The organism is Croceicoccus sp. YJ47, from assembly GCF_016745095.1.
GTDB lineage: Bacteria > Pseudomonadota > Alphaproteobacteria > Sphingomonadales > Sphingomonadaceae > Croceicoccus.
This window is the reverse complement of the sequence record NZ_CP067087.1, coordinates 2,336,432-2,362,005: the sequence shown is the minus strand read 5'-3', so window position 1 is coordinate 2,362,005 and position 25,574 is coordinate 2,336,432. Positions and strand designations below refer to the sequence as shown.

Genomic DNA, 25,574 nt, shown 5'->3' with positions numbered 1-25,574 from the left:
TCCAGCGCGCGCTGCGTCCGGCGATCGGGACGCAGAACGATTGCGAAAGTTGCAAGCAATAATGTTACTTTCGCATTTGCGATTGTAACCGCGCCGCCATAAATGCCCCCTTGTCGGGCGGCGGCGCCCTGTTCTCCCCAGTCCCCCACGGGGCACGCACCGGGAAGACCCCCAAGTTCCCGGTCCCGCCGCCCTTCACCTTTTTGGGAAACGGATGCGCTGAAGGCTTTCATGCCAACAGGAGACATTCCATGCGAAACATCGCACTCAACCTTGCCGGTCCGCTTTGCGGCGTGATCGTTGCGGCTTCGGCCAGCGGGCTGTTCTTTACCGCCACGCTGATCTGACCGTTTCAAAAACCTGCCGCCTCGCCCCCGGATCGCCGGGACGCGGGCGGCGGGTTTTTGCCTATCCCCCTATATTGCCCAGCACCAGCGCGAGGATAAGCCCGAGCGCGGTCGCGACCCCGGCCAGATGCTTGTCATCCTGATAGGCCTGTGGGAACACCTCCGTCGCAAGGCTGGCGACCACCGCGCCCGCCGCGAAACAGCGGATGAAGGCCAGCACCCCCTCCCCCACCGTGTCGAGCAGCAGATTGCCCGCGAGCGCGGCCAGCGACAACAGCCCCGCCGTCGCCGCCCAGATGCCCAGGATGCGCAGTTTGGAGCGCCCGCCATGCGCCGCCATGTCGCGCGCGCTGCCCGCGGCCTCCGGCAGGTTGGACAGGAAGATCGACCCGGCGAGCGCCGCCACCTCCCCCGCGCCCGCACCGATCAGCGCCACGCCAAGCGCCAGGTTTTCGGGTATCCCGTCGAGCGTGATCGCGGCCAGCAGACCGCCGCCCGAATCCGGCCCCCAATATTCGTCGATGAGGTAATCGACCGCGGCGAATACCACCGCGCCCGCGGCCACGCCGATCATCGCCATGGCGAGCGAGCTTCGCTCCACCGACGGCTCGACCAGTTCGGTCACCAGCGACAGCACCAGCGCCCCGCCCGCCAGCGCCACCAGGAATGCGCGGGTGGTATCGCCCATGTGGCCGTAAATGCCCCATGCCGCGCCCGCGATGAGCGCGGCCGATACCGCCACCACCACAAGAAGCGTCATCATCATCGCGTCTCTCCTGCGCCCGCCTGCCCTGCGAATGTCGTGCCCGGCTGTGGAAAACAAGGGGTTTTGCTTGGGGAATCGGGCGCGCGGGGCTATATGATGACGATGGCAGAAAACACCAATGAAGACACCGGCGCGCCCATCGGCGAAACGCCGGAAACGGCGCCCGAAAATTCCGGATCGGCGATTGCCGCCGACGCCGCCACCCCGCGGCAGGTGCAGCGCGGCGAATATGGCGCGGAATCGATCAAGGTGCTGAAAGGGCTCGACGCGGTGCGCAAGCGGCCGGGCATGTATATCGGCGATACCGACGACGGCTCGGGCCTGCACCACATGGTGTTCGAAGTGTCGGACAACGCCATTGACGAGGCGCTCGCCGGGCATTGCGACCGCGTGCTGATCGAGCTGCACCCCGATGGCAGCGTGTCGGTCGACGACAATGGCCGCGGCATCCCCACCGACATCCACCGCGGCGAAGGCGTGTCGGCGGCCGAGGTCATCATGACCCAGCTCCACGCTGGCGGCAAGTTCGAGAACACGACCGACGACAACGCCTACAAGGTGTCGGGCGGTCTGCACGGCGTCGGCGTGTCGGTGGTGAACGCGCTGTCCGAATGGCTGGAGCTGACCATCTGGCGCGACGGCAAGGAACACTGGATGCGGTTCGAGCATGGCAACACGGTCGAACCGTTGAAGATCGTGGGCGATGCGCCGCTCAACGACGCGGGCGAGCCGCGCAAGGGCACGCGCGTCACCTTCAAGGCCAGTGACGAGACGTTCAAGAACGTGCTCGAATATGATTTCGACCGGCTGGAGCATCGCTATCGCGAGCTGGCGTTCCTCAATTCCGGCGTGCGCATCATCCTGCGCGACCGGCGGCACGAGGACGTGGCCGAGCACGATCTGTATTACGATGGCGGCATCGGCGCCTTCGTCAAATATCTCGACCGGAACAAGGCCGCGCTCATCCCCGAACCCATCGCGATTTCGGCGGATCGCGACAGCATCGGGATCGAGGTCGCGCTCGAATGGAACGATTCCTATTACGAGAACGTGCTGTGCTTCACGAACAACATTCCGCAGCGTGACGGCGGCACCCATCTTGCCGCGTTCCGCGCCGCGCTGACCCGCACGTTGAACGGCTATGCCGACCGGTCGGGGCTGATGAAGAAGGAAAAGGTTTCGCTCACCGGCGAGGACATGCGCGAGGGGCTGACCGCGATCGTGTCGGTGAAGCTGCCCGATCCCAAATTCGGCTCGCAGACGAAGGACAAGCTCGTCTCCTCCGAGGTGCGTCAGCCGCTGGAAAGCCTGATGGCGGACAAGATGAGCGACTGGCTGGAAGAAAATCCCGCCAATGCCAAGACCATCGTGCAGAAGATCGTCGATGCCGCCGCCGCGCGCGAGGCCGCGAAAAAGGCGCGCGAGCTGACCCGGCGCAAGGGCGCGATGGACATTGCCAGCCTGCCCGGCAAGCTCGCCGATTGCCAGGAACGCGATCCCACGAAATGCGAGCTTTTCCTGGTCGAGGGCGATTCCGCAGGCGGTTCGGCGAAGCAGGGCCGCGACCGCAAGATTCAGGCGATCCTGCCCTTGAAGGGCAAGATCCTCAACGTGGAACGCGCGCGGTTCGACCGGATCATCTCGTCAAAGGAGGTCGGCACGCTGATCCAGGCGATGGGCACTGGCCTGCGCGACGAATTCAACCTTGAAAAGCTGCGCTATCACAAGATCGTCATCATGACCGACGCCGATGTCGACGGCGCGCATATCCGTACGCTCCTGCTCACCTTCTTTCAGCGGCAGATGCCGGAGATCGTCAAGGAAGGCCATCTCTACATCGCGCAGCCGCCGCTGTATAAGGTCGCGAAGGGCAAGTCGGAGGTCTATCTCAAGGACAACGACGCGCTCGACCGCTATCTGATCGAGGCGGCGCTCAATGGCCGCGTGCTCGAAACGCGGGGCGGTGCGCGCAGCGGCGCCGACCTCGCCACCATCGTGGAGCAGGCGCGCCGGTTCAAGAGCACGCTGGCCTTCGCGCCCAACCGCTATGACCCGACCATCGTGGAGGCGCTCGCGCTTTCGGGTGCGTTGACGCCGGGGCTGGACCCGGCGGCGCGCGGGGCGGCGCTCGACGCGACGGCAGCCTGGATGCAGAGCCTCGACCCCGAGGCGAAATGGTCCGCCTACCAGACCGACGAAGGCTATGCCGTGGACCGCGTGTGGCGCGGCGTCACCGATCACCACCCGATCGACGGCAAGTTCCTCGACAGTGCGGAGGCGCGCAAGCTGGCCTCGCTCGCCACGCTTCAGAAAGAGATCTACGAAGCCGGCGCGCAGCTGGTGAAGGCAGGGACCGACGGCGAGGATGACGACAGCGCCGCATCGAAGGGCGCGCATATCAACCGCCCGACGCAGCTGCTCGAACAGATCTTCGCCATCGGACGCAAGGGCCTGTCGATCCAGCGGTACAAGGGGTTGGGAGAAATGAACGCGGATCAGCTTTGGGAAACCACGCTCGATCCCGACAATCGCGCCCTGTTGCAGGTGAAGGTGGAGGACGCCGACGTCACCGACGAGATCTTCACCCGGTTGATGGGCGATATCGTCGAACCGCGCCGCGAATTCATTCAGGACAATGCGCTGAACGTCGCGAATCTCGATATCTGATCGGTCTGCCCGTTCCGCTGCCCGCCTCGTGGCGGATGGCGGAACGAGCGGCGGTTTCCTCGGTTGTGTGGGTAAACCCCAATCGAAGGAAAACGAGTATGACGACCAACACGGCAACCGCACAGTACAAGGGCCTCGGCAAGGACGGACTCGGCCATGTCGCTACGAAGAGCGGATCGGTCGATGCGCCCTATGGCTTCAACACGCGGTTCGAGGACAAGCCCGGCACCAACCCCGAGGAAATGATCGCCGCCGCCCATGCGTCGTGCTTCACCATGGCCACCAGCTTCGCCCTTGCGAAGGCGGGATATGAGGATGGCCAGCTCGACACCGAATGCACCGTCACGCTGGAAAAGGATGGCGACGGGTTCAAGGTGTCGAAATCCGCGCTGTCGCTGACGGCAAAGGTTGAGGGGCTTGCGCAGGACAAGTTCGAGGAAATCACCGACGGCACCAAGGTCGGCTGCCCCATTTCCAAGCTGCTCAATTGCGAGATCACGCTGGAGCGGACGCTTCAATCTTGAGCCAGCGCCCCAAGGTTCTTTTCGTCTGCCTCGGCAACATATGTCGCTCTCCGCTCGCGGAGGCGGCATTCCGCGCCGAGGCGGAACGCGCCGGGCTCGACGCGGAGGCGGATTCGGCGGGCACCGGCAACTGGCACGTCGGCGACCCGCCCGATCCCCGCGCGATCGAGCAGGCCAGGACGCAGGATATCGACATCCGCGCGTACAAGGGGCGTCAGGTGACGGAGGACGATTTCCGTCAGTTCACCCATGTCTTCGCCCTCGACGAAGCCAATCTCGAAGTGCTGGAATCCATCCGCCCCGCCGATGGCACCGCAAAACTCAGCCTGTTGATGGACGTGGTGCCGGACAAGCGCGGACAGCCGGTGGCGGATCCCTATTTCGGCGGACCCGACGGGTTCGTGACGACATGGGACGACGTGCACGAAGCGGCCCGCGCCCTGGTCGCGCAATTGCAGGGATGAACAAGCCCGAACAGGCGGTCACACGCCTGCTGGGCCAGACGCCCGGGGCCGTGCGCCCGCTTTCGGGCGGCGATCTGTCGGCGGTATTCTGCGTGACGATGCCGGATGGCGCGTCTTTCGTGGCGAAACAGGCCGGAAATGTCGCGGCAGAAGCGGACATGCTGCGCCGCATGAACAGGACCGGCGTGCGCGTGCCCGATGTGGTCGCGTGCGAGGGCGAATGGATGATCCTCTCGCACGAGGATGGCACGGGGCGGCTCGACGGCGGGGCGTGGGACGACCTTGCCGCGCAATTGTCGCTGCTGCACCGGCCGGTGGATGAGCGCTATGGCTGGGACCGGGACCATGCGTTCGGCGCGGTCGGTATTGCCAATGCGCGCTGCGATGACTGGCCGCAATTCTGGGCGGAGCGGCGGCTTCGGCCGCATCTCTCCCATGTGGACGCGGCCCTTGGCGACAGGATCGCGGGGCTATGCCGGCGGATCGGCGACATCCTGCCCGCGCGACCCGATGCGGCTTTGCTGCACGGCGATCTTTGGGGCGGCAATGTCATGGTGGGCGGCGGCGGGGCGTGCACGCTGATCGATCCGGCCTGTTATTTCGGCCATCGCGAGGTGGACTGGGCCATGCTCACGCTGTTCAATGCGCCGCCGGACCGGTTTTTCGACGCGATGGAACCGGAGCCGGGCTGGCGCGCGCGGCTGGGCTGTTACCGGCTCTGGCCGCTGCTGGTTCATCTGCGCCTGTTCGGGGCGTCCTATCGCGCCGGAGTGGAACGGGAATTGTCCGACCTGGGCGCGTGATCGTCATTGCACGGTCAGATTGCCGCGCTAAACCCGGCGGCATGACACGCATTCTCCTCGCCACGACCGCCGCGCTTGCCCTGTCCGCCTGTGCGACGGTGCCGCAATCCTCGCCCGCCACGTCCGCCGCCGCCATGTCCGCCGCGCCGGTGACGGTGCGCATCGTCGGGCTCAACGATTTTCACGGCAATCTGGAGCCCCAGCCCCGCCCGCTCGTCGTGACGACGCCCGACGGCCAGGAACGCAGCCTGCCCGCAGGGGGCGCCGCCTATCTCGCCAGCGCGGTCCATGCGCTGCGCGCGCAGGACGATTACAGCCTCGTCATTTCGGCCGGCGACCTCATCAGCGCGAGCCCGCTTGCCTCCTCGCTCTTCCTTGACGAACCGACGATCGGCGCGATGAACCGTATCGGGCTCGACTTCAACGCGGTCGGCAATCACGAATTCGACCGCGGCGCCGACGAATTGCGCCGCATGGCGGATGGCGGGTGCGCGGTGCACACGCTGCGCACGCCCTGCGCGGTGGAACCCGATTTCGCGGGCGCCGATTTCGGTTTCCTCGCCGCGAATGTCGCGACGGCGGACGGGGGCACTCTGTTCCCCGCCTATGCCATCCGGCGGTTCGGCAGCGGCGCGGATGAAATCGCCATTGCCGTCATCGGCCTCACGCTCGAGGGGACGCCCTCGCTCGTCAGTCCGGGCGGTGTTGCGGGCCTCACCTTTCGCGACGAGGCGGAAACGATCAACGCGCTCGTCCCGGGAATCGAGGCGGAGGGCGCCGACGCGATCATCGTGTCCATCCACCAGGGGCTGGTCAATTCCGAAGGGTTCGACGACGGAAAGTGCGGCGCCTTGTCGGGCGATCTTCGCGGCATATTGGACAGGCTCGACCCGCGCGTCGACCTCGTTCTGTCGGGGCATACGCACAATGCCTATGTCTGCGATTATGCGAAGGTCGATCCGGCGCGTCCGTTCTGGGTGACGAGCGCGGGTTCGCGCGGGACGATGCTCACCGATATTGCGCTGTCCATCGACGCGGCGAACGGCACCGCCCATGTGACCGATGCGCATAATATCGTGGTGCAGAATGCCGATGGCGACGGGCGGGATGCCGCCCTGCCCGCCTTTGCCGCCGATGCGGGGATCGCGGCCTATGTCGCGCGCTATGTCGATGCGGCGCGCTCCGCTTCGGAACGGGTTGTGGGGCGGCTTTCGGGTGCGCTCGACACCCGGATGCTGGGCCTCGTCATCGCCGATGCGCAGCTTGCGGCGACGCGCGATAGCGGGGCGGAAATCGCGTTCATGAATGCCGGCGGGGTACGCGCGCCGATCACACCGGGGGCGGACGGCGCGGTGACCTTCGGCGATATCTACACGAGCCAGCCATTCGGCAACACGCTCGTCACGAAGACATTCACCGGGGCGCAATTGCTCGCCATTCTGGAGCAGCAGTTCCGCGGCGACCGGGCCGAACTGCTGTCGGTATCGCAAGGGTTCACCTATGGCTTCGATCGCGCGGCACCCGAAGGACGGCGCATCGTCGATCCGATGCTGAACGGGCGGGCGATCGCCCCCGATGTCTCCTATCGCGTCACGATGAACAGCTTCCTCGCAGGGGGCGGCGACGGATTTACCACGTTCGAGGCAGGCCGCGACACGTTGATCGGCCCGATCGACGTCGATGCGCTGGAACGCTGGATCGGTGCGACAGACGCGGCCATGCCCGTGCGCGAAAGGGTGCGCGACCTCACCCGGCGATAGGCTGCCACGGGCCGCCCCTCTCCCAGACCCGTTTTACGAAAATCGGAACGATAAACCTTTCTGTTCGCTTAACCATTATGCGCAGACAGCTCTGCGTGGCAAACAGGAGGACACACCATGGCGGAAATTCCGGTCGAGAAAAAATCATCGAAATCGTGGCTCTGGCTTTTGCTGGCCCTGATTCTGGGTGCCCTTATCCTGTGGTGGATTCTGGCGGATGACGATGACGACGCCGAAATGCTGACGACCGATACCGAGGTTTCGGAAACGGCCGACATGGGTGATGCGAACGCAACGCCGACGATGGCATCCGACATGACCATCGCCGCCATCGCCGCCAATCCGCAAGCCTATATCGGGCAGGAATTTACAGGCGAAGCCGACGTCGGCGGTCCGCTGACCGATCGCGGTTTCTGGATCGAGAACGATGGCGCGCGTATCTTTGCGATCATCATCGACGAACCGCGCGAAGTCCCGCTCGACATCAATCCCGGCCAGCGGCTCAGCATTACGGGTGGCACCATCCGCGAAGCCGGCGAAATGACCGATGTGGAGGGCGTTCCCCTCGACGAAGACACGCGCAACGTGCTGGCCGACCAGGAGATCTTCCTGATCGTCGACGAGGCGAACATCGACATCATCGATGAAGCCTGAACGCCGCACACACGCGCAACCAAAGGATAAGCACCATGCATAACAACGACCGTTTCGGAGAGCTGGAGGAATTGAGTTCCTGGCAGCTCGTCCATGACAAGCAGGACATTCGCGGCCACGATGTCGTCGACCCCGCCGGGCTAAGCTATGGCAAGATCGAGGATATGCTGGTCGACAAAACCCATGAACATGTCGCCGCCGTCCGGCTCGAGGATGGGCGCATCGTGTCCGTCGACAGCCTGGAAATCACCGACGATGCCGTGATCTACCACGATGGCGGCGCCGCATCGCGCGCCGATTATGCGAAGGTGCGCCGTCCGGGCTGAACCGGGACGGACGGGCCATCGCGCCTCATGAAAAGGGCCGGGACCGCAGCCCATGCGGTCCCGGCCCTTTCTGCGTGGCGGCGGTGCGCGGCGCGGTCAGGCCGCCGTGTCGTTGTCCGCACGGTGGAGCGACAGCGGCTCCTTGAACGTGTTGGTGACGTAGGGGAACGGGATCTCGATCCCGGCGTCATCCAGCCCGCGCTTGATCGCCATGACGACGTGATGCTTCACCTCGCGCATGTCGCGCGGCTTGGATTCGCTCCACCACTGCACCTGAAAATCGATGGAGCTGGAATTGAATTCGCGCGCGAAGATCAGGATCGGCTTGTCCGTGATGATCCCCTCGATCCCCTCGAACGCCTTGCGGATGACGGCCTCCGACTGTTCGAGGTCGCTGTCGTAGGACACGCCGACGATAAGTTCGTCCCGGCGCATTTCCGCATCGGTCAGGATTTTTACCGCGTTCTTGAAGATCATCGAATTGGGCATGATCGTGAGTTCGTTGCTGAGCTGGCGGATATGGGTTTCGCGCAAGGTGATGTGCTCCACCCGGCCGAGCACGCCCTCGACCTCGATGATGTCGCCCATGCGCATCTTCTCGCGCAGCATGATGAGCACGCCGGCGAGGAAATTCTCGAAAATATCCTGAAATGCGAAGCCCACGGCGAGAGCGCCCACGCCCAGCCCCGCGACCAGCCCCGCCGGATCCAGCCCGGGCAGCATGATGGTCATCGCGATCATGAACCCGACGAGCCAGATCGCCAGCCGCACCAGCGTCTCGACCAGGTTCTGAAGGCTGGGCCGCAAATGGGTCCGCCCCGTCAGCCTGTCGGCGATGCGCACGGCAAACCGCGCCACGATCCACGTGATCGCCAGCACGATCAGCGCCACGGCAATATTCGGCAGCGCGGCCACCACGCCGCGCACCATGCCGTTCACCTGTTCCTGCAAGGTTTGCACATAATTCATCGGCGCGCCGTCCTGTCCTGTTCACGAAATATGCGTGTCTGTTAGCCGTAGCGGTCAAACGATGGCAACCCATCAGCATCGCGGCCAGCGCCGTGATAAAGCACAGGACACACGAAAGAGGGCCGGGACGCAAAGCCCCGGCCCTCCATCACTGTCCAATCGGACGCAGGGTTTACCAGGCCATCTGGAACCCGGCGCGCCCGCCGACTTCGCCGCTGTCGAAGCCGACGCCAACGCCTGCCGAAACGGCCGTGTTAAAGCCGACGCGCGCCGCAAACGCCGCCGAACCGGCCACGCGCTCCTGGAAATAGCCGAGGCCGCCCGACACGCCGAAATTGGTGCCCGCCATCAGGATCGGCGATTCCATGGCCAGCGCCATGGCAACGCCTTCGTTCGCCTTGCGAATGTCGCGGCGGTTGACCTCGTTCAGGTCGAACAATTGCGAGGTCTGCCCCTGCAACTGCGTGATCGAGGCGGTGTTCGCGCCGATCGCCGCGGTGTTGGACCCGATCGCCGCCATGTTCGCCTGAACGTCGGAGAAGCTGGCGAGATTGCTCATCCCCGCCGGCGAAACGCTTGTCCCCAGCGTGCCGTTGGCATCGGCGGTCACGAAGGCCAGCGGTCCGACCTGCGACGCGGTGCTGTTGCCGAGCGAGGCGACGACGACCTGGCCGGCGTTGGTCGCGCTCGCGCCATTGCCGATCGCGACCGAGTTTTCGCCCGATGCGACAGCCTCGTTACCCATGGCGATGGCCCCGGCGCCGCTCGCCGTCGCAGCCTCGCCGACTGCGACGGAGCGCACGCCGTTCGCTTCGGCGAGATGGCCGAGCGCGGTGGCCCGTTCGGCACCCGCCGACGACTGCCAGCCATAGGCGGTTGCGCCCGGACCCGTGGCCACGCTTTCCCCGCCCACCGCGGTGGTGGAGTTCCCGTTCGCCGCGGCGGTGTCGCCGATGGCCAGGGCATCCGTGCCGTTCGCGATCGCCTCGTTCCCGATCGCGGTGGCGAAGTCGGTCTGCGCATCGGCGTTTTCACCGATCGCCGTCGAACGCACGCCCTGCGCCGTGGCGAGATGGCCCAGCGCGGTGGCGCGTTCGGACGTCGCCTCGGCACGCCAGCCATAGGCGGTTGCGCCCGGACCTGCTGCGGTCGCCTGCCCGCCAACCGCCGTCGTGGACGGTCCGGTCGCGGTCGTCGCCATGCCCGCATCGCCATCGCGATTGCCGCCGATGGCAATGGCATCGCCCCCGTCGGCCACGGCCGTATTGCCGATGGCGATGCTGTTGGTGCCCGATGCGACGGCATCCTCTGCGGCGGCAAAGCTTTGCGCGCCGGATGCGGTCGTCTGATGCCCCACGGCGGTCGCCATCATGCCGGTCGCCTGCGACTGCCAGCCCAGAGCGGTTGCCCCCGGCGTCGTCGCATCGCTTTCGCCGCCGATGGCAACGGTGCTCGGCCCGGTGGCGGTGGCAGGGTTCGTGCCGGCGTCGTCGCTGCCGATGGCGACGGCATCCGTGCCGGTCGCGATCGCGCCATTGCCCACCGCGGTGGCACCCTGCGCCGTGCCGGTCGTGGCCTGCGTTCCGCATTCGGTGCTTTGCGACCCGGCCTCGTTACACGCCGGAGTAGCATCGGCATACGCCATGGCGGAAAGCCCCATCGTGGCGCTTCCGGCCATGAATGCGACGGTCAGTTTGCGGGAGACGGAAGATTTCATGATTATTCCTCAATTCGCGGCGGTTCGCTCCAACGGGCGAACACGAAGTGCATGACCTGAAGAAACCGAATATTTTCGGTCCCGCCCCAACAATCGTCGCAATACGACAAACGGTCGCGGCAGCATCGAAACACCATTCGATTTACTCCATTTGACGCGGATCTTTTCGACCTGCTGAAGGAGTTACGATTTGAGCGCTGAAAAGATGCATGTATTTGAGAAATATTATTATATCATTTGATATTTCGTTATCATAAAAAATTACAATAACGTTCAACTGCCCGGCAATTCGTGTGTTAGGCGAACTCGTATCGGGGGAACAGTTTGCCAATCCCGCGCATTGAATTGGCGAGTCATACCAATGACGCTCATGACAACAGGGACACAGCCGATGAAATCAATCACACTCGCTCTTCTTGCCGGAACCGCCTTCGCCATGGGAGGCTGCGCGACATTGAACGAGGCCGCGGACGACATGGGCCTGTCCGACGAAACCGCGACCGCGACATTGCGCACCGCCGATGGCACCGATGTCGGAACGGTCACGACCATGCCCATGGGCGGCGGCATTCATGTCATGGTGAACGCATACAACATGCCGGCCGGCACCCATGGCGCGCATATTCACACTACGGGACGTTGCGACGCGCCCGATTTTTCGAGCGCGGGCGGCCATTGGAACCCGACCGACGTTCCGCACGGCACGATGAACGATGACGGCGTCGCCCATGCCGGCGACCTGCCCAATCTGGTGATCGGCGCCAATGGCAGCGGCTCGATCGACGCAATGGCACCGGCTGGCACGTTCGATGCGATGCTCGCCGGCGACGGTTCGGCATTCGTCATCCACGCCAATGCCGACGACGGCGTCAGCCAGCCGAGCGGCGATGCCGGATCGCGCATCGCGTGCGGCGTGCTGCGCCGGACCGACGCGATCTGAACCATAAGCCGGGGCGTTTGACGCACCCCATGGCCCGCTTCGCGCTATTCGGCGCGGAGCGGGCCTTTTGCATTGGCGAGCACCGATGTCGCCGCGACCCACGCGGCGACATTCTGCCGCAGCTGTGCGGGATCGACCTTGTCCAGCGTATCGTCGGCAGTGTGATGCAGTTCGAAATAGCGTGTGCCATCCTGTTGCAGGTCGATGACCGCCATGTCGGTCTCGGCGATGATCGCGCCGATGTCGGCACCGCCGCCCGCCTCGCCCGAACCACGCGCCACGCCCAGCGGCGCGACCAGCCCGGCAATCCGGTCGGCGAGCGCAGGATTCAGCCGCGCCGTATCCATCCGCCAGATACGGTCCGCGCCGAAATCGCTTTCATAGGCGACGCCGTGCAGCTCGTCCCCGTGCGCCGCGGCATAGGCCTTGCCGCCCCACACGCCGACTTCCTCCGCGCCGGCAAACAGCACGCGAATGGTGCGCAGCGGCTGCCCCTGCGCCGCAACGCCCTTCGCGGCGGCGGCGGCAATGCCGCAGCCCGACGCATCGTCGATGGCCCCGGTGCCCAGATCCCAGCTGTCGAGATGACAGGCCAGCAACACCATCGGCAATGACGGATCACGGCCCGGAATTTCCGCGATCACATTGCCCGAACGCGTTTCGCCGAGCTGCTGCGGCGTCAATGTCATGCGCAGCACGAGAGGCGTTCCGGCGGCATCGGCGCGGCGGGCCATGCGTTCCAGGTTTTCGGCATCGGGCACCGACAGCGCGGCGGCGGGGATCGGATCCTGCCCCTCGGCAAAGCCGGTGTTGCCGGTGTGCGGCATGCGGTGCGTGTCGGTGCCGACCGATTTGATCACGGCCGCAATCGCCCCCTTGCGCGCGGCGAGCGCCCGGTCCAGCGTGCGGCCCGGCAAAACCATAGCTCGACCCGTCCTGCGCCGGCCGCATTTCGTGACCGATATAGGCGATCTTGCCGGCAAGGCTGCCATCGGGCGCGGCGGTGAGTGCGGCGTAATTCTCGAACGCAACGATCTCCGCCTCCAGTCCGTCCGCCCCGGTCGATCCGCTATTGCCGAGCGCGGTCAGGCGCAGCGGCTGTGCGAACGGAGACACGATTTCGGCCGTTTCCGACCCGCGCACCCATGTCGGCATCATGTAGGGTTCGTCGCGCACGTTGGAAAACCCGTTCCCACGCAGCCAGCGGACCGCCCATTCGCGCCCGCGCGCCTCCGCCGGCGCGCCGGCCTGGCGGGGCCGACCTCGGTCGTGATGCCTTCGACGAAATCCATCGCGATACCATCGCCCTCCATCGCGGCGTCGCGCGCGGCGGCAATCGCCGCATCGGCGCCGTCGGGCGCGGCGGCGGGCACGAAGATTTGCGCGGTGGCGGTGGCGGGGGCGATGCCGGCAAGGGCAAGCGGGGCGATGGCGGCGAGCGTTGTCCTGTTCATGGTTGCAAGCGATACCGCCGCCGCCGCCGCTTGCCAAGCGGCTTGGCGCGCCATGATGCGGGCCTTGCCCTTCCCCGTGCATGGGCTTATCTGCGGCCCAGCACGATTTCCTATAAGACCGCTATTTCCCCAAAGGACGACTGATGGCCGCCCAATACGCATTCGTCATGAAGAGCATGACCAAGACCTTTCCCGGCGCGCAGAAGCCTGTGCTGTCGGATATCAACCTGCAATTCTACCAGGGTGCGAAGATCGGCATCGTCGGCCCCAACGGCGTCGGCAAGTCGACCCTGATGAAGATCATGGCCGGCATCGACACCGATTACACGGGCGAGGCATGGCCGGGCGAGAATATCACCGTCGGCTACCTGCCGCAGGAACCGCATCTCGATGAAAGCAAGACCGTCCTTGAAAACGTGAAGGATGGCGCGCGCGAAACCGCCGACATGGTGGACCGTTTCAACGCCATTTCGGCCGAGATGGGCGACCCCACCGACGACACCGATTTCGATGCCCTGATGGAAGAGATGGGCACGTTGCAGGAAAAGATCGACGCCGTCGATGGCTGGACCCTCGACAATCAGCTCGAAATCGCGATGGAAGCGTTGCGCTGTCCGCCGGGCGACTGGTCGGTGGAAAGCCTTTCGGGCGGTGAGAAGCGGCGCGTGGCATTGACCCGCCTGCTTATTCAGAAACCGTCGATCCTGCTGCTCGACGAGCCGACCAACCACCTCGATGCCGAAAGCGTCGAATGGCTCGAAAACCACCTCAAGGAATATGAGGGCGCCGTGCTGATGATCACGCACGATCGCTACTTCCTCGACAATGTGGTGGAATGGATCCTCGAACTCGATCGCGGAAAATATTTCCCGTACGAAGGCAATTATTCCACCTATCTGGAGAAAAAGGCCAAGCGCCTCGGTCAGGAAGAGCGCGAGGAAAGCGGGCGGCAGAAGGCCCTTTCCCGCGAACTCGAATGGATCCGGCAGACCCCCGCCGCGCGCCAGACCAAGTCCAAGGCACGTATCCGCAAGTTCGAACAGCTTCAGGAATCGCAGGGCGACCGCAAGCCCGGCAAGGCGCAGATCGTCATTCAGGTGCCCGAGCGTCTCGGCTCCAAGGTGATCGAGGCGAACAACATCACCAAGGCCTATGGCGACAAGCTGCTCTTTGAAAACCTGTCCTTCACCCTGCCGCCGGGCGGGATCGTCGGCGTGATCGGCCCCAACGGTGCGGGTAAATCGACGCTGTTCAAGATCCTCACCGGCAAGGAAACGCCCGACGAAGGCACGGTCGAGATCGGCGACACCGTGCACATGGGCTATGTCGATCAGAGCCGCGACCATCTCGATCCCAAGCACAATGTCTGGGAGGAGATTTCCGACGGGCTCGACTATATGCAGGTCAACGGGCACGACACCTCCACCCGCGCCTATGTCGGGGCGTTCAATTTCAAGGGCGCGGATCAGCAGAAGAACGTCGGCAAGCTGTCGGGTGGTGAGCGCAATCGCGTCCACATGGCGAAGATGCTGAAGCAGGGCGGCAACGTGCTCCTGCTTGACGAGCCGACCAACGATCTCGACGTGGAAACGCTGGGCGCATTGGAAGAGGCGATCGAGAATTTCGCCGGTTGCGCCGTGGTCATCTCGCACGACCGCTTCTTCCTCGACCGGCTGGCGACACATATCCTCGCGTTCGAGGGCGACAGCCATGTCGAATGGTTCGAAGGCAATTTCGAAAGCTACGAAGAGGACAAGCGCCGCCGTCTGGGCGATGCGGCGGACCGTCCGACCCGGCTGGCGTATAAGAAGCTCAGCCGCGACTGACGCCATTGCCTGCGATGCAAAAACACCGCGCTTCCCATGTGGGGGGCGCGGCGTTTTTCATGGGGGCTGCGCGGATCAGCCCGCCGGTTTCGCCGCGCCGTCTGTCTCCGCAGGCGGCATGAAATCCTCCGCCAGCGCGTGATAGAGCCGCTTGCGACACACGAGCGACCCGGCCCAGTCGGCAAACAAGGCCGCAGCGAACAGCGGCAGGATCAGCCCGATATTCCCCGTCGTCTCGGTCAGGATGATCACCGCAGTCAACGGCGCGCGCACGACGCCGGTGAAATAGGAGACCATGCCCAGCATCACGATGGCGCCGATCGCGCTATCGGGGAACAGCAGCGACAGCCATTGCCCGAAGCCCGCCCCCACCGCGAGCGAGGGCGCAAAGATGCCGCCGGGAATGCCGCTCAGGCTGGTGAACAGGGTCGCGGCGAATTTCGCAGGGCCGAGCCAGGGGCTGGCCTCCGTCCCCATGAGCAGCAGGCGCGCCGGCTCGTACCCTGTGCCCCATGTCGCCCCGCCCGTCGCAATGCCGAGCGCCGCCACCACGATCCCGCAGCCGAGCGCCAACAGAACCGGCCGCCGTCCCAGCGCACCCGCCCGCACCCGCGCCCGCAGGGACAGCAGGAGCCGGGAAAACCCCCCACCCAGCGCCCCGCCGATCAGCCCCGCCAGCGGCGCGGCGATCAATACCGTATGCAGCGGCAGCGACGCGTCCAGCGCACCGAAATAGACGTAATTGCCCGCCAGCCCCTGCGCCGTGATGCCCGCGATGATGACCGCCCCCATGACGAGCGCGGCCATGCGCTGTTCGTAGGCGACGGCGAGTTCCTCGATCGCGAAGGCAATCCCGGCGAGTGGCGTGTTGAACGCCGCCGACACGCCCGCCGCGCCCCCGGAAATCAGCACGCCGCGCCGCATCGCCGCCCCGGTCAGCCGGTGCGTGCCGGTCATGATCGCGGCGCCAAGCTGCACCGTCGGCCCCTCGCGCCCGACCGATGCGCCGCCGAACAGGGCGAGCACGGTCAGGCCGATCTTGGCCAGCGCGGTCTTGATCGAGAACAGCTGATCGGCGCGGGCATCGTCGCGGCGGATCGCGGCCAGCACCTGCGGGATGCCCGACCCGCCCGTTTCCGGCGCGAACCGCCATGTCAGCCACGCGCACAAAGCAAAGATCGCCGGGGTCAGCACCATCGGCGCCCAGGGCCAGCGCGCGGCCAGCGTTTCGAACCGGTGCAGCGCGAGATCGCCCGCCCATGCAAAGCCCAGCGCGACGAGGCCAATCGCCACCGCGCCCGCCAAGGTGGCGATCCGGCGCCGCCAGTCGCCCGTCTCGACCGCCGAGACGCGGCGGGCAAGCGCGGGAGGGATCAGCCGGGGCAGCATCGCATCCGCCTAGCGGGCGATAGGCGCGAGGTCCAGCCAGCTTCGCGCCCCTGCTGTGCCGAGCGCGGCGCGGCCCGCGATCACGCGGTTCGGCAGGCCTCCATCGCCTCGGCGGCGAGCGCGGCGAGACGGGGGAAATCCTTCGCGCGTTCCTGCGCCTGCGCGCTGGCCGCGGTGCCGCGGATGACGCGCCCCTTGATCCCGTGAAAGATCGCGGCGAGGCGAAAGAAATTGAACGCGATGTAGAAATCCCAGTTCGGTATCCGCTCGCGCCCGACCCGCTTGCAATAGGCCGCGACATACTCCGCCTCGCTCGGGATGTTGAGCGCGGCGAGATTGGCGCCTTTCAACCCTGCGACAATGTCGGGCGGCATCCGGTACATCATCGCATTATAGGCAAAATCGGCGAGCGGATGGCCCAGCGTCGACAATTCCCAGTCGAGCACGGCCAGCACGCGCGGTTCGCTGGGATGAAAGATCATGTTGTCACAGCGCAGGTCGCCATGGACTATGGCGGTTTCGTCGCCGGGCGGAATGTTGGCGGGCAGCCATTCGACGAGCCGGTCCATGTTGGCGTCCCGACCCGCCTTTTCGTCCGCCAGATATTGTTTCGACCAGCGCGCGATCTGCCGCTCGAAATAATTGCCGGGTAGGCCATAATCGCCAAGGCCCACGGCGGCGTAGTCTACCTTGTGCAGATCGGCGAGGACGCCGTTCATCGCATCGAAATAGGCGGGCCGTTCATCCCGCCCGACATCGGGGAACGTCGCGTCCCAGAATATGCGCCCCTCGACCATTTCCATGACGAAGAACGCGGTACCCAGCACGGCATCGTCCTCGCACAGGCCGTAGATATGCGGCACCGGAAAATCCGCCTTGCCGAGGCCAGTCATCACCGCGGCCTCCCGTTCCACCGCGTGCGCGCCCTTGAGCAGCTTGCCCGGTGGCTTGCGGCGCAGGACGTAATCGCGCGAGGGCGTGGACAGGCGGTAGGTCGGGTTCGACTGTCCGCCCTTGAACTGTGCGACCTGCAACGGCCCGGCAAAGGCGTCGACATGCGCCTCCATCCAGGCGGTCAGCGCGTCGCGGTCAAGCTCGTAGCCTTCGCGCACGGCGGTGGTGCCGGTGTTCTGCTGTGCGACATCGGTCATCGGGGCATCCTCAATGCGCGAGCGTCTGCTCTCTGGCGGCGCGGTGCGCTTTCTTGATCTTCTTGGCGAGCGACCATTTGTGCACCTCGGTCGGACCGTCATAGATGCGGAAGGCGCGGATTTCGCGGAACACCTGCTCCACGATGGTCTTGTCCGTGACGCCGGTGCCGCCCATCACCTGTACGCAATTGTCGGCGATGCGCATCAATGCCTCGGACACGGCGACCTTGGCCATGCTGCTCTCGGTGGTGCCGAGATCGCCGGTGTCGAGCACGCTCGCGCACCAGTAGATCATGAGCTCGGCCTGCTTGATGTCGATCTGGTTCTGGGCGAGCATGAAGCCGACCCCCTCGTGATCGACGAGCGGCTTGCCGAACGCCTGACGCTCGCACGCATATTCGCTGGCGATCTCGTGGCTGCGGATGCACGCACCGAGCCAGCGCATGCAATGCGACAGCCGCGCCGGGGACAGCCGGACCTGCGCATATTTAAAGCCTTCGCCCGCCTCGCCCAGCATCTGTTCTCCCGGCACGCGCAAATTGTCGATGACGACGGTCGCGTGGCCGCCGGGCATGGAGCTGTCGATGGTGTTGGGCACGTGGTCGATGCGGATCGCGTCGTTGGGCAGATCGACGAGGAACATGCACGCGCCGCCCTCGCTGTCGGCGTCGGTGGATTTCGCCATGACGATGCCGACCTTCGCGCCATCGGCCCCGGTGATGAACACCTTGCGCCCGTTCACGACCCATGCGTTGCCGTCCTTGCGGCAGGTGGTCTTCATCATCGACGGATCGGAACCGGCCCCGCCCCACTCGGCAGGCTCGGTCATGAAGAACGCGGAGCGCGCCTCGCCGGTCTTCAACTGCTTGAGAAAGCGGTCTTTCAAAAAATCGCTGCCGACATGGCCGAGCAGATACATGTTCCCCTCATCCGGCGCGCAGGTGTTGAGCGCCAGCGGGCCGAGCGGGGACAGCCCCGACCGGATCAGCACATAGGCCGTCTCCACCTGCGAAAGATGCGAGCCGTCCTCCATGATATGCGGCGTCATGAGGCCGGCCTCGCGCGCCCTGGACCGCATTTCGGAGACCAGCTCCTCGGTCGGGGCGCCGTGATGGTCGCGCCGCGGATCGTGTTCGTAAGGAGCGATCGTCTCGCGCACGAAGGTTTCGACGCGCGCGCCGATGTCCTTTGCCCGTTCGGATATGGAAAAGAGCGGATTGTCGTCCAGCGTGTCGGTCATCAATTTGCGGCTTTATGTTTGGCCTCGGCCGCGGCGGTAAGCGTCGTCGGATCGAAATAATAGGGCTTGATCTCGCTCACCTTGCCGTCGCGTATGGTGAAACGTTCGCACAATTCGGCGGGTTTCAGCCCCGGCTGCGCGAAATGCATGCGGGCGATGTTGATGACATATTCGCCCCCGACCGTCTGCCCCAGCTGTTCCAGCTCGGCAATGTCGAGGTTCGTGAACACGTCAGTGTAAAGCTCCTGCAGCGCTTTCCTGCCGTGGTAATTCCCCGCCATGGGCACGCAATCGGCCTCGTAAATGACCAGATCGTCGGTCAGCATCGATTCCGCCTTGTCCCAGTCGCCCGCCGCGGTGGCGGCGAAAAGGTCGCTGATGAGCTGGCTCGCGCCTTCGTCGGTCATGGTCTCTCCTTGCGTGTTATCGTCGTTCGGCGCGATTGTCGGCCATGGGGCGAGCGAGCGTCAGCTATCGGAATGGATAGCCTGCTGCACGGCTGCGCCGCCGCTATGACGGGAGGCCAAGGGAGAGAAAAATGATCGCAGCCATGGCGCCATCGCCGATCCGGCAAATCGCGTATTTCTGCGCCGACGTCCGGCAGAGCGCGGCCCGCCACCATGCCCGTTTCGGGTCCGGGCCGTATTTCGTGGCCGACAACATCCCCCTGCGCCTCAGCCGCCATCGCGGCGCCGATGCCCCGCTCGATCACAGCTCCGCCTATGGGCAGTGGGGCGACGTCATGGTCGAGTTCGTGCAGCAGAACAACGATGGCCCTTCCGCCTTTCACGACATGTATCCGCGCAACAGCGGGCGTTTCGGCCTCCATCACGTCGCGATCTTCGTCGACGACCTCGCCGCCGCGATGGACGCCTGGCGCGCCGAGGGCAGCGAGACTGCGTTCTATGGCGAGATGAACGATGGTTTCGGCTTTGCCTTCGTCGATACGCGCGACGTTTACGGTCACATGACGGAGCTTTACGAAGGGCGCGAACAACTGACCGATTTTTACGATTTCGTGCGCCGCAGCGCGCAGGACTGGGATGGGAGCGACCCTGTTCGCACCATCCGTTTCGAATAGGCCGACAGGAATTATCGCATGAGCCACAGCTGGCACGATCTGATTGCAGAAGACGAATTTCCCGAGGATGGAAAGCTGGCGACGAAAATCGCCGGCTGGTACGTGCTCGCCGCGAAAACCGATGACGGGTATAGCGCGGTCAACGACCGCTGCACGCATCAGGCGGCGCTGCTTTCGGGCGGGCGCATTCGCCGCGGGGCGATCATGTGCCCCCTGCACGGCGCGCGTTTCGAGGTGGAGACGGGCCGCTGCATCGGCGGGGCCTATCCCGATCTCCGCACGTTCGAGACGCGGGTGACCGATGGCACGATCGAGGTGTGCATCCCCGATGAAAAGCCCGGCATGGAAGAATTGCCCGTCTCGACCAAGTAATCCGCGAAACGCGCTGCATCCTGCCCATTGAGGCAGGTTCGCAGCGCGGCATGCGCGGCTTACCTTCCCTTCCGAGTGCGAGCCGTTCCGGCCGCGCCGACCATTGGGAGAGACCATCCATGCCATTTACCGGACCGCTCGAAGATCGCATCGCCATTCGCGAGCTGATCGACACCTATGCCGACGCCGTCACGCAGCGTGACCCCGAACTCTGGGGCTCCACCTGGGCCGAGGACGCGCACTGGACCATGCCCGACTACCCCGAATTTCCGGCGCAGACGGGCCGCGAGAACATCGTGAAGCTGTGGACCGAGGCGATGGCGCAATATCCCGGCATCATCTTCGAAGCCTATTGCGGCAGCATCGAGGTCGACGGCGATACGGCCAAGGTCCGCGCCTATACCTCCGAAGTGTACGACCAGGACGGCGTGACGAAGCGCGATCGCGGCGAATATGACGACGAATGCGTGAAGATCGACGGCCGCTGGTATTTCCAGCGCCGCGCATTTCGCAACATCCACCGCCAGGGCTGAGCCCCTTTTCTATCGCGGCATGAAAAAAGGGCGGTCTCTTCGCAATGAAGAGACCGCCCGAGTTGTTTGTGATCGGGAGATCAGAAACGTGTCGTGAGCTCCACCTGCACCGTGCGGGGCAGGTTGCCGAAGCCGAGCTGATCCGCGGGGAAGCCGCCGGGCGTGCCGGTGCCGCCGCCGGTCGACGGGCCGTCGACGACGCCGGTGACGAAGAACTCGTTCGTCAGGTTCTTGCCCAGCACGGCGATCTGCCACCGGTCGTTCGCCGCGCCGAAGCGTACCCCGGCATCGAGCGTGACATAGCTGTCCTGCCGGCTGAGCGGATTGCCGAAGCCCGACGGGTTGTAGCTGCCCGAATATTTGGCATCGACGTTGAAGCCCAGCTTGTAATCGACGCCGAGATCGCGGTCGTAGGTGAGGCCGAGATTGCCGGTCCAGTCGGGCGCGACCGACAGCTCGGTCCCGGTCAGATCCTGACGCGCGGCAATCGCGCTGATCGGGGTGCAGTAGGCGGCCGGGGTCTGTCCGGCGTAGCACGGCGCCTGCGGGAAATCGGTGTATTCCGCATCGGTATAGTTCACCGAGCCATACACGTTCAGCCCTTCCACCGCATAGGGCGCATATTCGAACTCGACCTCGACGCCGCGGGTGCGCGCGTCGGCGGTGAGCGTTTGAAACGCGAAGATCGGCGAGTTGAAGAAATCGACCTGCAGATCGCTGTAATCATAGGTGAAGGCGATCACGTTCAGGCGGAGCTGATTGTCGAGGATCGTCGATTTCACGCCGACTTCGAAACCCTCAGCGGTCTCCGGCTCGAACGTGAGGTCATCCTGCGGATTGGGCGAGAATTGCGAGTTGATGCCGCCGTTCGAAAAACCGCCCGATTTATACGCGGTCTTGTATGCGCCGAACACGAGCAGGTCGCGGCTCGGCTGCCAGGTAAGCGAGGCTTCGGGCGAGACATCCTCGAAATGCTGCTGCGCGGTGATCACGCCCAGCCCGTCCGCCGCGTCCGAGGGGCGGAAGATGCCGGTCAGCGCGGGATTGTTGTAGGGCTGCGTAAAGAAGCTGTCCTTCGTTTCGTCGGTGTAGCGTGCACCGCCCGCCAGTTCGAGCGTGTCGGTGAGCTGAAAGGTGAGCTGTCCGAACACGGCGAAGGTTTCGCCATCGGTAAAGCTGGTCTTCGACGTGCCGACATATTCGAATCCCGGCGGTGCGTCGCTGTTCCGGATATTGCCCAGGATGATATACTGGTCGAAATCGCGGGTCGTGTTCTGATACAGGCCGCCGACCATGAGGTTGAGCGGGCCGTCGAGCTGCGTGAGGAAGCGAAGCTCCTGCGACCAGGCATCCCAGCTGGAATCCTCCGTCGCCCAGTTCGAACCCGGTCCCGACTGAAAATCGCAGGCGCAGGCCCATTTGTTGTTCGTCCACTGGTAATTGGACACCGAGGTGATCTGAAGCACGTCGGCATCATAGACGATGTTGAGCGTGCCGGCGGCCGATTCGTACCGGTTGAACAGGCTGCCATCCGGCTTCGCCACCGGGAAATTCGCGGCGATCTCGCTCGGGAAATTGTTCTGGTAATTGACGAAATCCTCGGCGCACGGCTCGCCCGTCAATTGCGACAACCCGCTTTCCAGGCCGCAGCGATAGGCGACGTAGTTCCACGAATTGTTCTTCGCATTGTTGATGTCGTAGCTGCCCTTGAACGTGAAGGTCAGCCGGTCGGTCGGCTCGAACTTCACCGTGGCCCGGCCGAGGAATTCCTCCTCCTGCGGCTGTTCGCGCGGGGCGGGCTGTGCCGTGAAAGTCAGCGGATCGCCGTCGCCGCCTGCGGCGAGATCGGCGAAATCGACCGTGGTGTACCCGAACGGTTCGGCCTTGTTCGTGTAATAGCCGCCCTGCTGATTGGTGTAGCGCCCGGCGAGGCGGATACCCAGGGTATCGGACAGCGGATAGGACGCGATGGCCGACAGCCTGTATTGCTCGGCCTGGAACTCATACGATCCGCGCACGATGAATTCGGGCACCGGGCCGGGATCGTTGGTGGTGATGGAAATGACGCCCGCGGTCGCGTTCTTGCCGAAGAACAGCGCCTGCGGCCCCTTGAGCACCTCGACCCGTTGCAGATCGAAGAACCCTTCGTTGATGATGCGGCCCTGCCCGTAATAGGCACCGTCGACGACGACCGCGACCGATTGCTCGATCCCGATGGAGGTCGAGGACGAGCCGATCCCGCGCAGGGTCAGCTGCGCGCCCGAACCGTTGGAGGCGCGGCCCACGTTGAACTGCGGCGCGATGGCGGCGATCTTCTCGACGCTGGTGATGTCGCGGTTCTGAATGACTTCTTCGGAAATCGCGGTGACGGCCACGGGCACGTCCTGCACGCTTTCCTCGCGCTTGCGGGCCGTGACGACGATTTCGGAAAGGCCGCCGCGGGCCTGTTCGCCCGTCGCCTGGTAATCGGTTTCACTCTCGGCAAGCTGTGCGAAGGCCGGCGTCGCGCAGAACGCCGCACCGGCGCAGCCCAGCATGAGGACGGATTTGACCGTTGGGGTCATCGTCGTTTCTCTCCCTTTGATCTGGCGCCGGACTTGGGTGTCCGACCGCCTCTTTATTGCCGGTCGACCTTACGAAAAACGGGGGCGATTTCGCCCTCACGTTTGGCATAGCTATCGAAACGAACAGGTGCATCGGCCCGCGTCCCCTCGCACCCATGACGCAAAAGAAAGGATGCCAATGACCGAGAATCGCTTCTGGAGACTGGACCGCCATCCCGAAGGGGACGATTTCGCCGCCGCGCTCTCGCTGCAGAGCGAGACGCTTCCCCCGATCGGGGAGGGGCAGATCCGGCTGAAAAACGAATATCTGTCGATGGACGCCGGCACGCGCATGTGGATGGGCGAGCGCGAGGATGGTTATCAGCCGCCGCTGCCGCTGGGCTCGCCGATGTCGGGGCAATCCATCGGGCGCGTGGTGGAATCGCGCGACGACCGGTTCGCGGTCGGCTCGCTCGTGCGGGTGTTCGGCCAATGGGCGGAATATTCGACCGTCGTTCCGGACGAGGCATGGGCCGTCACGCTCGACGACGACGTGCCCGACATCCGTCAGCATTTCGGCGTGCTCGGGCTGAACGGCTGGACCGCGCTTTACGGCGTGCGGGACATCATCGGGCTGGTCGAGGGCGACGTGCTGGTCGTTTCGGCGGCCGCCGGGGCGACGGGATCGCTTGCCTGCCAGATCGGCAGGAACCTCGGCGCGAAGGTCATCGGCATTGCCGGCGGCCCCGAAAAATGCGCAATCCTGACCGACCGTTTCGGGGTCGACATGGCCATCGATTACAAGAACGAGGACGTGGCCGAACGCATCGTCGCATTCGGCGAAGCGCCGACCGCCTATTTCGAGAATGTCGGCGGCGCGATCCTCGATGCGGTGATGCCGAACATGGCGCTCAAGGGGCGGATCGGCGTGTGCGGCCTCATCGCCGGATACGACCGCGACGAACCCATGCCCGGCCCGAAACATTTCGACCAGGTGTTGATGAAACGCCTCCGGATCGAGGGGATCTTCCTCCCCGACGTGCCGGAAAAGGGGCCGGAACTCTACGAACGCCTGCTGGGCTGGCTCCGCGAGGACAAGATCGACCTGCCCTTCGACATCACCGAGGGTATCGAGAACACGCTCGTCGCCTACGGCCGCATGATGACGGGCAAGAACGTCGGCAAGACGCTGCTCAAGCTATAGCCGGACCGCGCCGGGACACGAGAACACAAACAATACGGGAGAGTTTATGACAGACAAGCAGACCGCGATCGTCACCGGCGCCGCATCGGCGGCGGGGCTCGGCTTCGCGACCGCGCGGCTCCTCGCCGGCAAAGGCATGACCGTCTACATCACCGACCTCGACGAGGACGCGATATCGCGGCGCGTCGACGAATTGTCGAAGGAAGGCTGCACCGCGGTCGGCCTGCGCCAGGACGTGACCAAGAAGGAGGAATGGACCGCCCTCGTCGCGAAGGTGAAGGCCGAGACCGGGCGCATCGACGCGCTGGTGAACAATGCGGGGATCGCCACGCTGGGCATGCTGCCGGAGGTGAGCGAGGACACCTGGGACAGGCAGATCGACGTCAACATGAAGAGCGTCTTTCTCGGCTGTCAGGCGGTTCTACCGGTGATGCGCGAGCAGGAAAGCGGTTCCATCGTGAACCTGTCCTCGATCGCCGGGCTGGTGGGGATTCCCGGCTGCACGGCCTATTCCGCGAGCAAGGCCGGCGTCCGCCTGATGACGAAGAGCATCGCGCTGGAGGCCGCGGCGCAGAACATTCGCGTCAATTCGGTGCACCCCGGCATGATCTGGACCGACATGCAGAAGGTCGCATTGAAGGACAATCCCGAGCAATACGACATCATCAACGAGAGCATTCCCATGAAACGCATGGGCAAGCCCGAAGACATCGCGAACATGATCGGGTTCCTCGTATCCGACCAGTCGACCTATATCACCGGCTGCGAATTCGTGGTCGATGGCGGTCTCACCGCGCAATAGGGCACGCGGCCTATAATTGTCGGGCCAAAGAAAAGGGGCGCG

At 64.7% G+C, this 25,574-nt stretch carries 22 protein-coding genes and 1 pseudogene; 14 read left to right on the top strand and 9 right to left on the bottom strand.

Features of this window, described 5'->3' with window-relative positions:
- Nucleotides 1–408: 408 nt before the first annotated feature.
- Nucleotides 409–1,113 (bottom strand): ZIP family metal transporter, encoded by a 705-nt coding sequence (locus tag JD971_RS11535; RefSeq protein WP_202083540.1) that lies wholly within the window; start codon nt 1,111–1,113, stop codon nt 409–411.
- A 102-nt stretch (nt 1,114–1,215) separates the two neighbouring features.
- Between JD971_RS11535 and gyrB the strand changes: the two genes are divergently transcribed.
- From gyrB to JD971_RS11500, 7 genes are all read left to right on the top strand, one after another.
- A complete protein-coding gene (gene gyrB, locus JD971_RS11530; protein WP_202083537.1) occupies nt 1,216–3,780 on the top strand; it encodes a DNA topoisomerase (ATP-hydrolyzing) subunit B in 2,565 nt (854 codons plus the stop codon).
- A 98-nt stretch (nt 3,781–3,878) separates the two neighbouring features.
- Nucleotides 3,879–4,304: an OsmC family protein gene (locus JD971_RS11525; protein ID WP_202083535.1), complete on the top strand. Its 426-nt coding sequence runs from the start codon at nt 3,879–3,881 to the stop codon at nt 4,302–4,304.
- A complete protein-coding gene (locus JD971_RS11520) occupies nt 4,301–4,768 on the top strand; it encodes a low molecular weight protein-tyrosine-phosphatase (RefSeq protein ID WP_202083533.1) in 468 nt (155 codons plus the stop codon). Before JD971_RS11525 ends, JD971_RS11520 begins: the two co-directional genes overlap by 4 nt.
- Nucleotides 4,765–5,571, top strand: a complete 807-nt coding sequence (locus tag JD971_RS11515) for a fructosamine kinase family protein (RefSeq protein ID WP_202083531.1) — start codon at nt 4,765–4,767, stop codon at nt 5,569–5,571. The genes JD971_RS11520 and JD971_RS11515 overlap by 4 nt, the downstream gene beginning before the upstream one ends.
- 41 nt (nt 5,572–5,612) lie before the next feature.
- Nucleotides 5,613–7,331 (top strand): bifunctional UDP-sugar hydrolase/5'-nucleotidase, encoded by a 1,719-nt coding sequence (locus JD971_RS11510; protein ID WP_202083529.1) that lies wholly within the window; start codon nt 5,613–5,615, stop codon nt 7,329–7,331.
- 117 nt (nt 7,332–7,448) lie between these two features.
- A complete protein-coding gene (locus JD971_RS11505; RefSeq protein WP_202083528.1) occupies nt 7,449–7,985 on the top strand; it encodes a hypothetical protein in 537 nt (178 codons plus the stop codon).
- Between the two features lie 35 nt (nt 7,986–8,020).
- Nucleotides 8,021–8,311: a PRC-barrel domain-containing protein gene (locus tag JD971_RS11500; RefSeq protein ID WP_202083527.1), complete on the top strand. Its 291-nt coding sequence runs from the start codon at nt 8,021–8,023 to the stop codon at nt 8,309–8,311.
- A 96-nt stretch (nt 8,312–8,407) separates the two neighbouring features.
- On the opposite strand, the gene JD971_RS11495 is transcribed toward JD971_RS11500, so the two are convergent.
- Entirely contained in the window at nt 8,408–9,280 is an 873-nt protein-coding gene (locus JD971_RS11495) for a mechanosensitive ion channel family protein (protein ID WP_202083526.1), read from the bottom strand.
- Nucleotides 9,281–9,452: 172 nt separating this feature from the next.
- Nucleotides 9,453–10,997: a hypothetical protein gene (locus tag JD971_RS11490; protein WP_202083525.1), complete on the bottom strand. Its 1,545-nt coding sequence runs from the start codon at nt 10,995–10,997 to the stop codon at nt 9,453–9,455.
- A 391-nt stretch (nt 10,998–11,388) separates the two neighbouring features.
- Between JD971_RS11490 and JD971_RS11485 the strand changes: the two genes are divergently transcribed.
- Nucleotides 11,389–11,937, top strand: coding sequence for a superoxide dismutase family protein (locus JD971_RS11485; protein ID WP_202083524.1), 549 nt, complete (start codon nt 11,389–11,391; stop codon nt 11,935–11,937).
- Nucleotides 11,938–11,981: 44 nt separating this feature from the next.
- On the opposite strand, the pseudogene JD971_RS11480 reads toward JD971_RS11485, so the two are convergent.
- A pseudogene (locus JD971_RS11480) lies at nt 11,982–13,391 on the bottom strand (M28 family peptidase).
- Between the two features lie 143 nt (nt 13,392–13,534).
- Between JD971_RS11480 and ettA the strand changes: the two are divergent.
- Nucleotides 13,535–15,217 carry an energy-dependent translational throttle protein EttA gene (ettA, locus tag JD971_RS11475; RefSeq protein ID WP_202083523.1) on the top strand — a complete coding sequence of 561 codons (1,683 nt, stop codon included), beginning with the start codon at nt 13,535–13,537 and terminating at the stop codon, nt 15,215–15,217.
- Between the two features lie 75 nt (nt 15,218–15,292).
- Here the strand turns inward: ettA and JD971_RS11470 are convergent, their stop codons facing one another.
- From JD971_RS11470 to JD971_RS11455, 4 genes are all read right to left on the bottom strand, one after another.
- Nucleotides 15,293–16,606: a chloride channel protein gene (locus JD971_RS11470; RefSeq protein WP_202083521.1), complete on the bottom strand. Its 1,314-nt coding sequence runs from the start codon at nt 16,604–16,606 to the stop codon at nt 15,293–15,295.
- 80 nt (nt 16,607–16,686) lie between these two features.
- On the bottom strand, nt 16,687–17,757 hold the full coding sequence (locus tag JD971_RS11465) for a phosphotransferase (RefSeq protein ID WP_202083519.1): 1,071 nt from the start codon (nt 17,755–17,757) through the stop codon (nt 16,687–16,689).
- Nucleotides 17,758–17,767: 10 nt separating this feature from the next.
- A complete protein-coding gene (locus tag JD971_RS11460; protein WP_202083517.1) occupies nt 17,768–18,997 on the bottom strand; it encodes an acyl-CoA dehydrogenase family protein in 1,230 nt (409 codons plus the stop codon).
- A complete protein-coding gene (locus JD971_RS11455; RefSeq protein WP_202083516.1) occupies nt 18,997–19,404 on the bottom strand; it encodes a nuclear transport factor 2 family protein in 408 nt (135 codons plus the stop codon). The genes JD971_RS11460 and JD971_RS11455 overlap by 1 nt, the downstream gene beginning before the upstream one ends.
- A 131-nt stretch (nt 19,405–19,535) precedes the next feature.
- Here JD971_RS11455 and JD971_RS11450 point away from each other — a divergent pair, with 131 nt between their 5' ends.
- From JD971_RS11450 to JD971_RS11440, 3 genes are all read left to right on the top strand, one after another.
- Nucleotides 19,536–20,078 carry a VOC family protein gene (locus tag JD971_RS11450; protein WP_236672069.1) on the top strand — a complete coding sequence of 181 codons (543 nt, stop codon included), beginning with the start codon at nt 19,536–19,538 and terminating at the stop codon, nt 20,076–20,078.
- 18 nt (nt 20,079–20,096) lie between these two features.
- Nucleotides 20,097–20,450, top strand: coding sequence for a Rieske (2Fe-2S) protein (locus tag JD971_RS11445; protein WP_202083515.1), 354 nt, complete (start codon nt 20,097–20,099; stop codon nt 20,448–20,450).
- A gap of 119 nt (nt 20,451–20,569) precedes the next feature.
- Nucleotides 20,570–20,983 carry a nuclear transport factor 2 family protein gene (locus JD971_RS11440; protein ID WP_202083514.1) on the top strand — a complete coding sequence of 138 codons (414 nt, stop codon included), beginning with the start codon at nt 20,570–20,572 and terminating at the stop codon, nt 20,981–20,983.
- An 80-nt stretch (nt 20,984–21,063) separates the two neighbouring features.
- On the opposite strand, the gene JD971_RS11435 is transcribed toward JD971_RS11440, so the two are convergent.
- Entirely contained in the window at nt 21,064–23,547 is a 2,484-nt protein-coding gene (locus JD971_RS11435) for a TonB-dependent receptor (RefSeq protein ID WP_202083513.1), read from the bottom strand.
- A gap of 178 nt (nt 23,548–23,725) precedes the next feature.
- Here JD971_RS11435 and JD971_RS11430 point away from each other — a divergent pair, with 178 nt between their 5' ends.
- Both JD971_RS11430 and JD971_RS11425 read left to right on the top strand, forming a co-directional pair.
- On the top strand, nt 23,726–24,730 hold the full coding sequence (locus JD971_RS11430; protein WP_202083511.1) for an NADP-dependent oxidoreductase: 1,005 nt from the start codon (nt 23,726–23,728) through the stop codon (nt 24,728–24,730).
- A 46-nt stretch (nt 24,731–24,776) separates the two neighbouring features.
- Nucleotides 24,777–25,532, top strand: a complete 756-nt coding sequence (locus JD971_RS11425; protein ID WP_202083509.1) for an SDR family NAD(P)-dependent oxidoreductase — start codon at nt 24,777–24,779, stop codon at nt 25,530–25,532.
- Nucleotides 25,533–25,574 lie beyond the last annotated feature (42 nt).

Coding starts and splice junctions, on each gene's coding strand:
- JD971_RS11490 (WP_202083525.1), bottom strand. CDS start 10,997: ATGAAATCTTCCGTCTCCCGCAAACTGACCGTCGCATTCATGGCCGGA.
- JD971_RS11450 (WP_236672069.1), top strand. CDS start 19,536: ATGATCGCAGCCATGGCGCCATCGCCGATCCGGCAAATCGCGTATTTC.
- JD971_RS11500 (WP_202083527.1), top strand. CDS start 8,021: ATGCATAACAACGACCGTTTCGGAGAGCTGGAGGAATTGAGTTCCTGG.
- JD971_RS11485 (WP_202083524.1), top strand. CDS start 11,389: ATGAAATCAATCACACTCGCTCTTCTTGCCGGAACCGCCTTCGCCATG.
- JD971_RS11510 (WP_202083529.1), top strand. CDS start 5,613: ATGACACGCATTCTCCTCGCCACGACCGCCGCGCTTGCCCTGTCCGCC.
- JD971_RS11430 (WP_202083511.1), top strand. CDS start 23,726: ATGACCGAGAATCGCTTCTGGAGACTGGACCGCCATCCCGAAGGGGAC.
- JD971_RS11440 (WP_202083514.1), top strand. CDS start 20,570: ATGCCATTTACCGGACCGCTCGAAGATCGCATCGCCATTCGCGAGCTG.
- JD971_RS11425 (WP_202083509.1), top strand. CDS start 24,777: ATGACAGACAAGCAGACCGCGATCGTCACCGGCGCCGCATCGGCGGCG.
- JD971_RS11525 (WP_202083535.1), top strand. CDS start 3,879: ATGACGACCAACACGGCAACCGCACAGTACAAGGGCCTCGGCAAGGAC.
- JD971_RS11495 (WP_202083526.1), bottom strand. CDS start 9,280: ATGAATTATGTGCAAACCTTGCAGGAACAGGTGAACGGCATGGTGCGC.
- JD971_RS11470 (WP_202083521.1), bottom strand. CDS start 16,606: ATGCTGCCCCGGCTGATCCCTCCCGCGCTTGCCCGCCGCGTCTCGGCG.
- JD971_RS11515 (WP_202083531.1), top strand. CDS start 4,765: ATGAACAAGCCCGAACAGGCGGTCACACGCCTGCTGGGCCAGACGCCC.
- JD971_RS11505 (WP_202083528.1), top strand. CDS start 7,449: ATGGCGGAAATTCCGGTCGAGAAAAAATCATCGAAATCGTGGCTCTGG.
- JD971_RS11465 (WP_202083519.1), bottom strand. CDS start 17,757: ATGACCGATGTCGCACAGCAGAACACCGGCACCACCGCCGTGCGCGAA.
- JD971_RS11455 (WP_202083516.1), bottom strand. CDS start 19,404: ATGACCGACGAAGGCGCGAGCCAGCTCATCAGCGACCTTTTCGCCGCC.
- ettA (WP_202083523.1), top strand. CDS start 13,535: ATGGCCGCCCAATACGCATTCGTCATGAAGAGCATGACCAAGACCTTT.
- gyrB (WP_202083537.1), top strand. CDS start 1,216: ATGGCAGAAAACACCAATGAAGACACCGGCGCGCCCATCGGCGAAACG.
- JD971_RS11460 (WP_202083517.1), bottom strand. CDS start 18,997: ATGACCGACACGCTGGACGACAATCCGCTCTTTTCCATATCCGAACGG.
- JD971_RS11535 (WP_202083540.1), bottom strand. CDS start 1,113: ATGATGATGACGCTTCTTGTGGTGGTGGCGGTATCGGCCGCGCTCATC.
- JD971_RS11445 (WP_202083515.1), top strand. CDS start 20,097: ATGAGCCACAGCTGGCACGATCTGATTGCAGAAGACGAATTTCCCGAG.
- JD971_RS11435 (WP_202083513.1), bottom strand. CDS start 23,547: ATGACCCCAACGGTCAAATCCGTCCTCATGCTGGGCTGCGCCGGTGCG.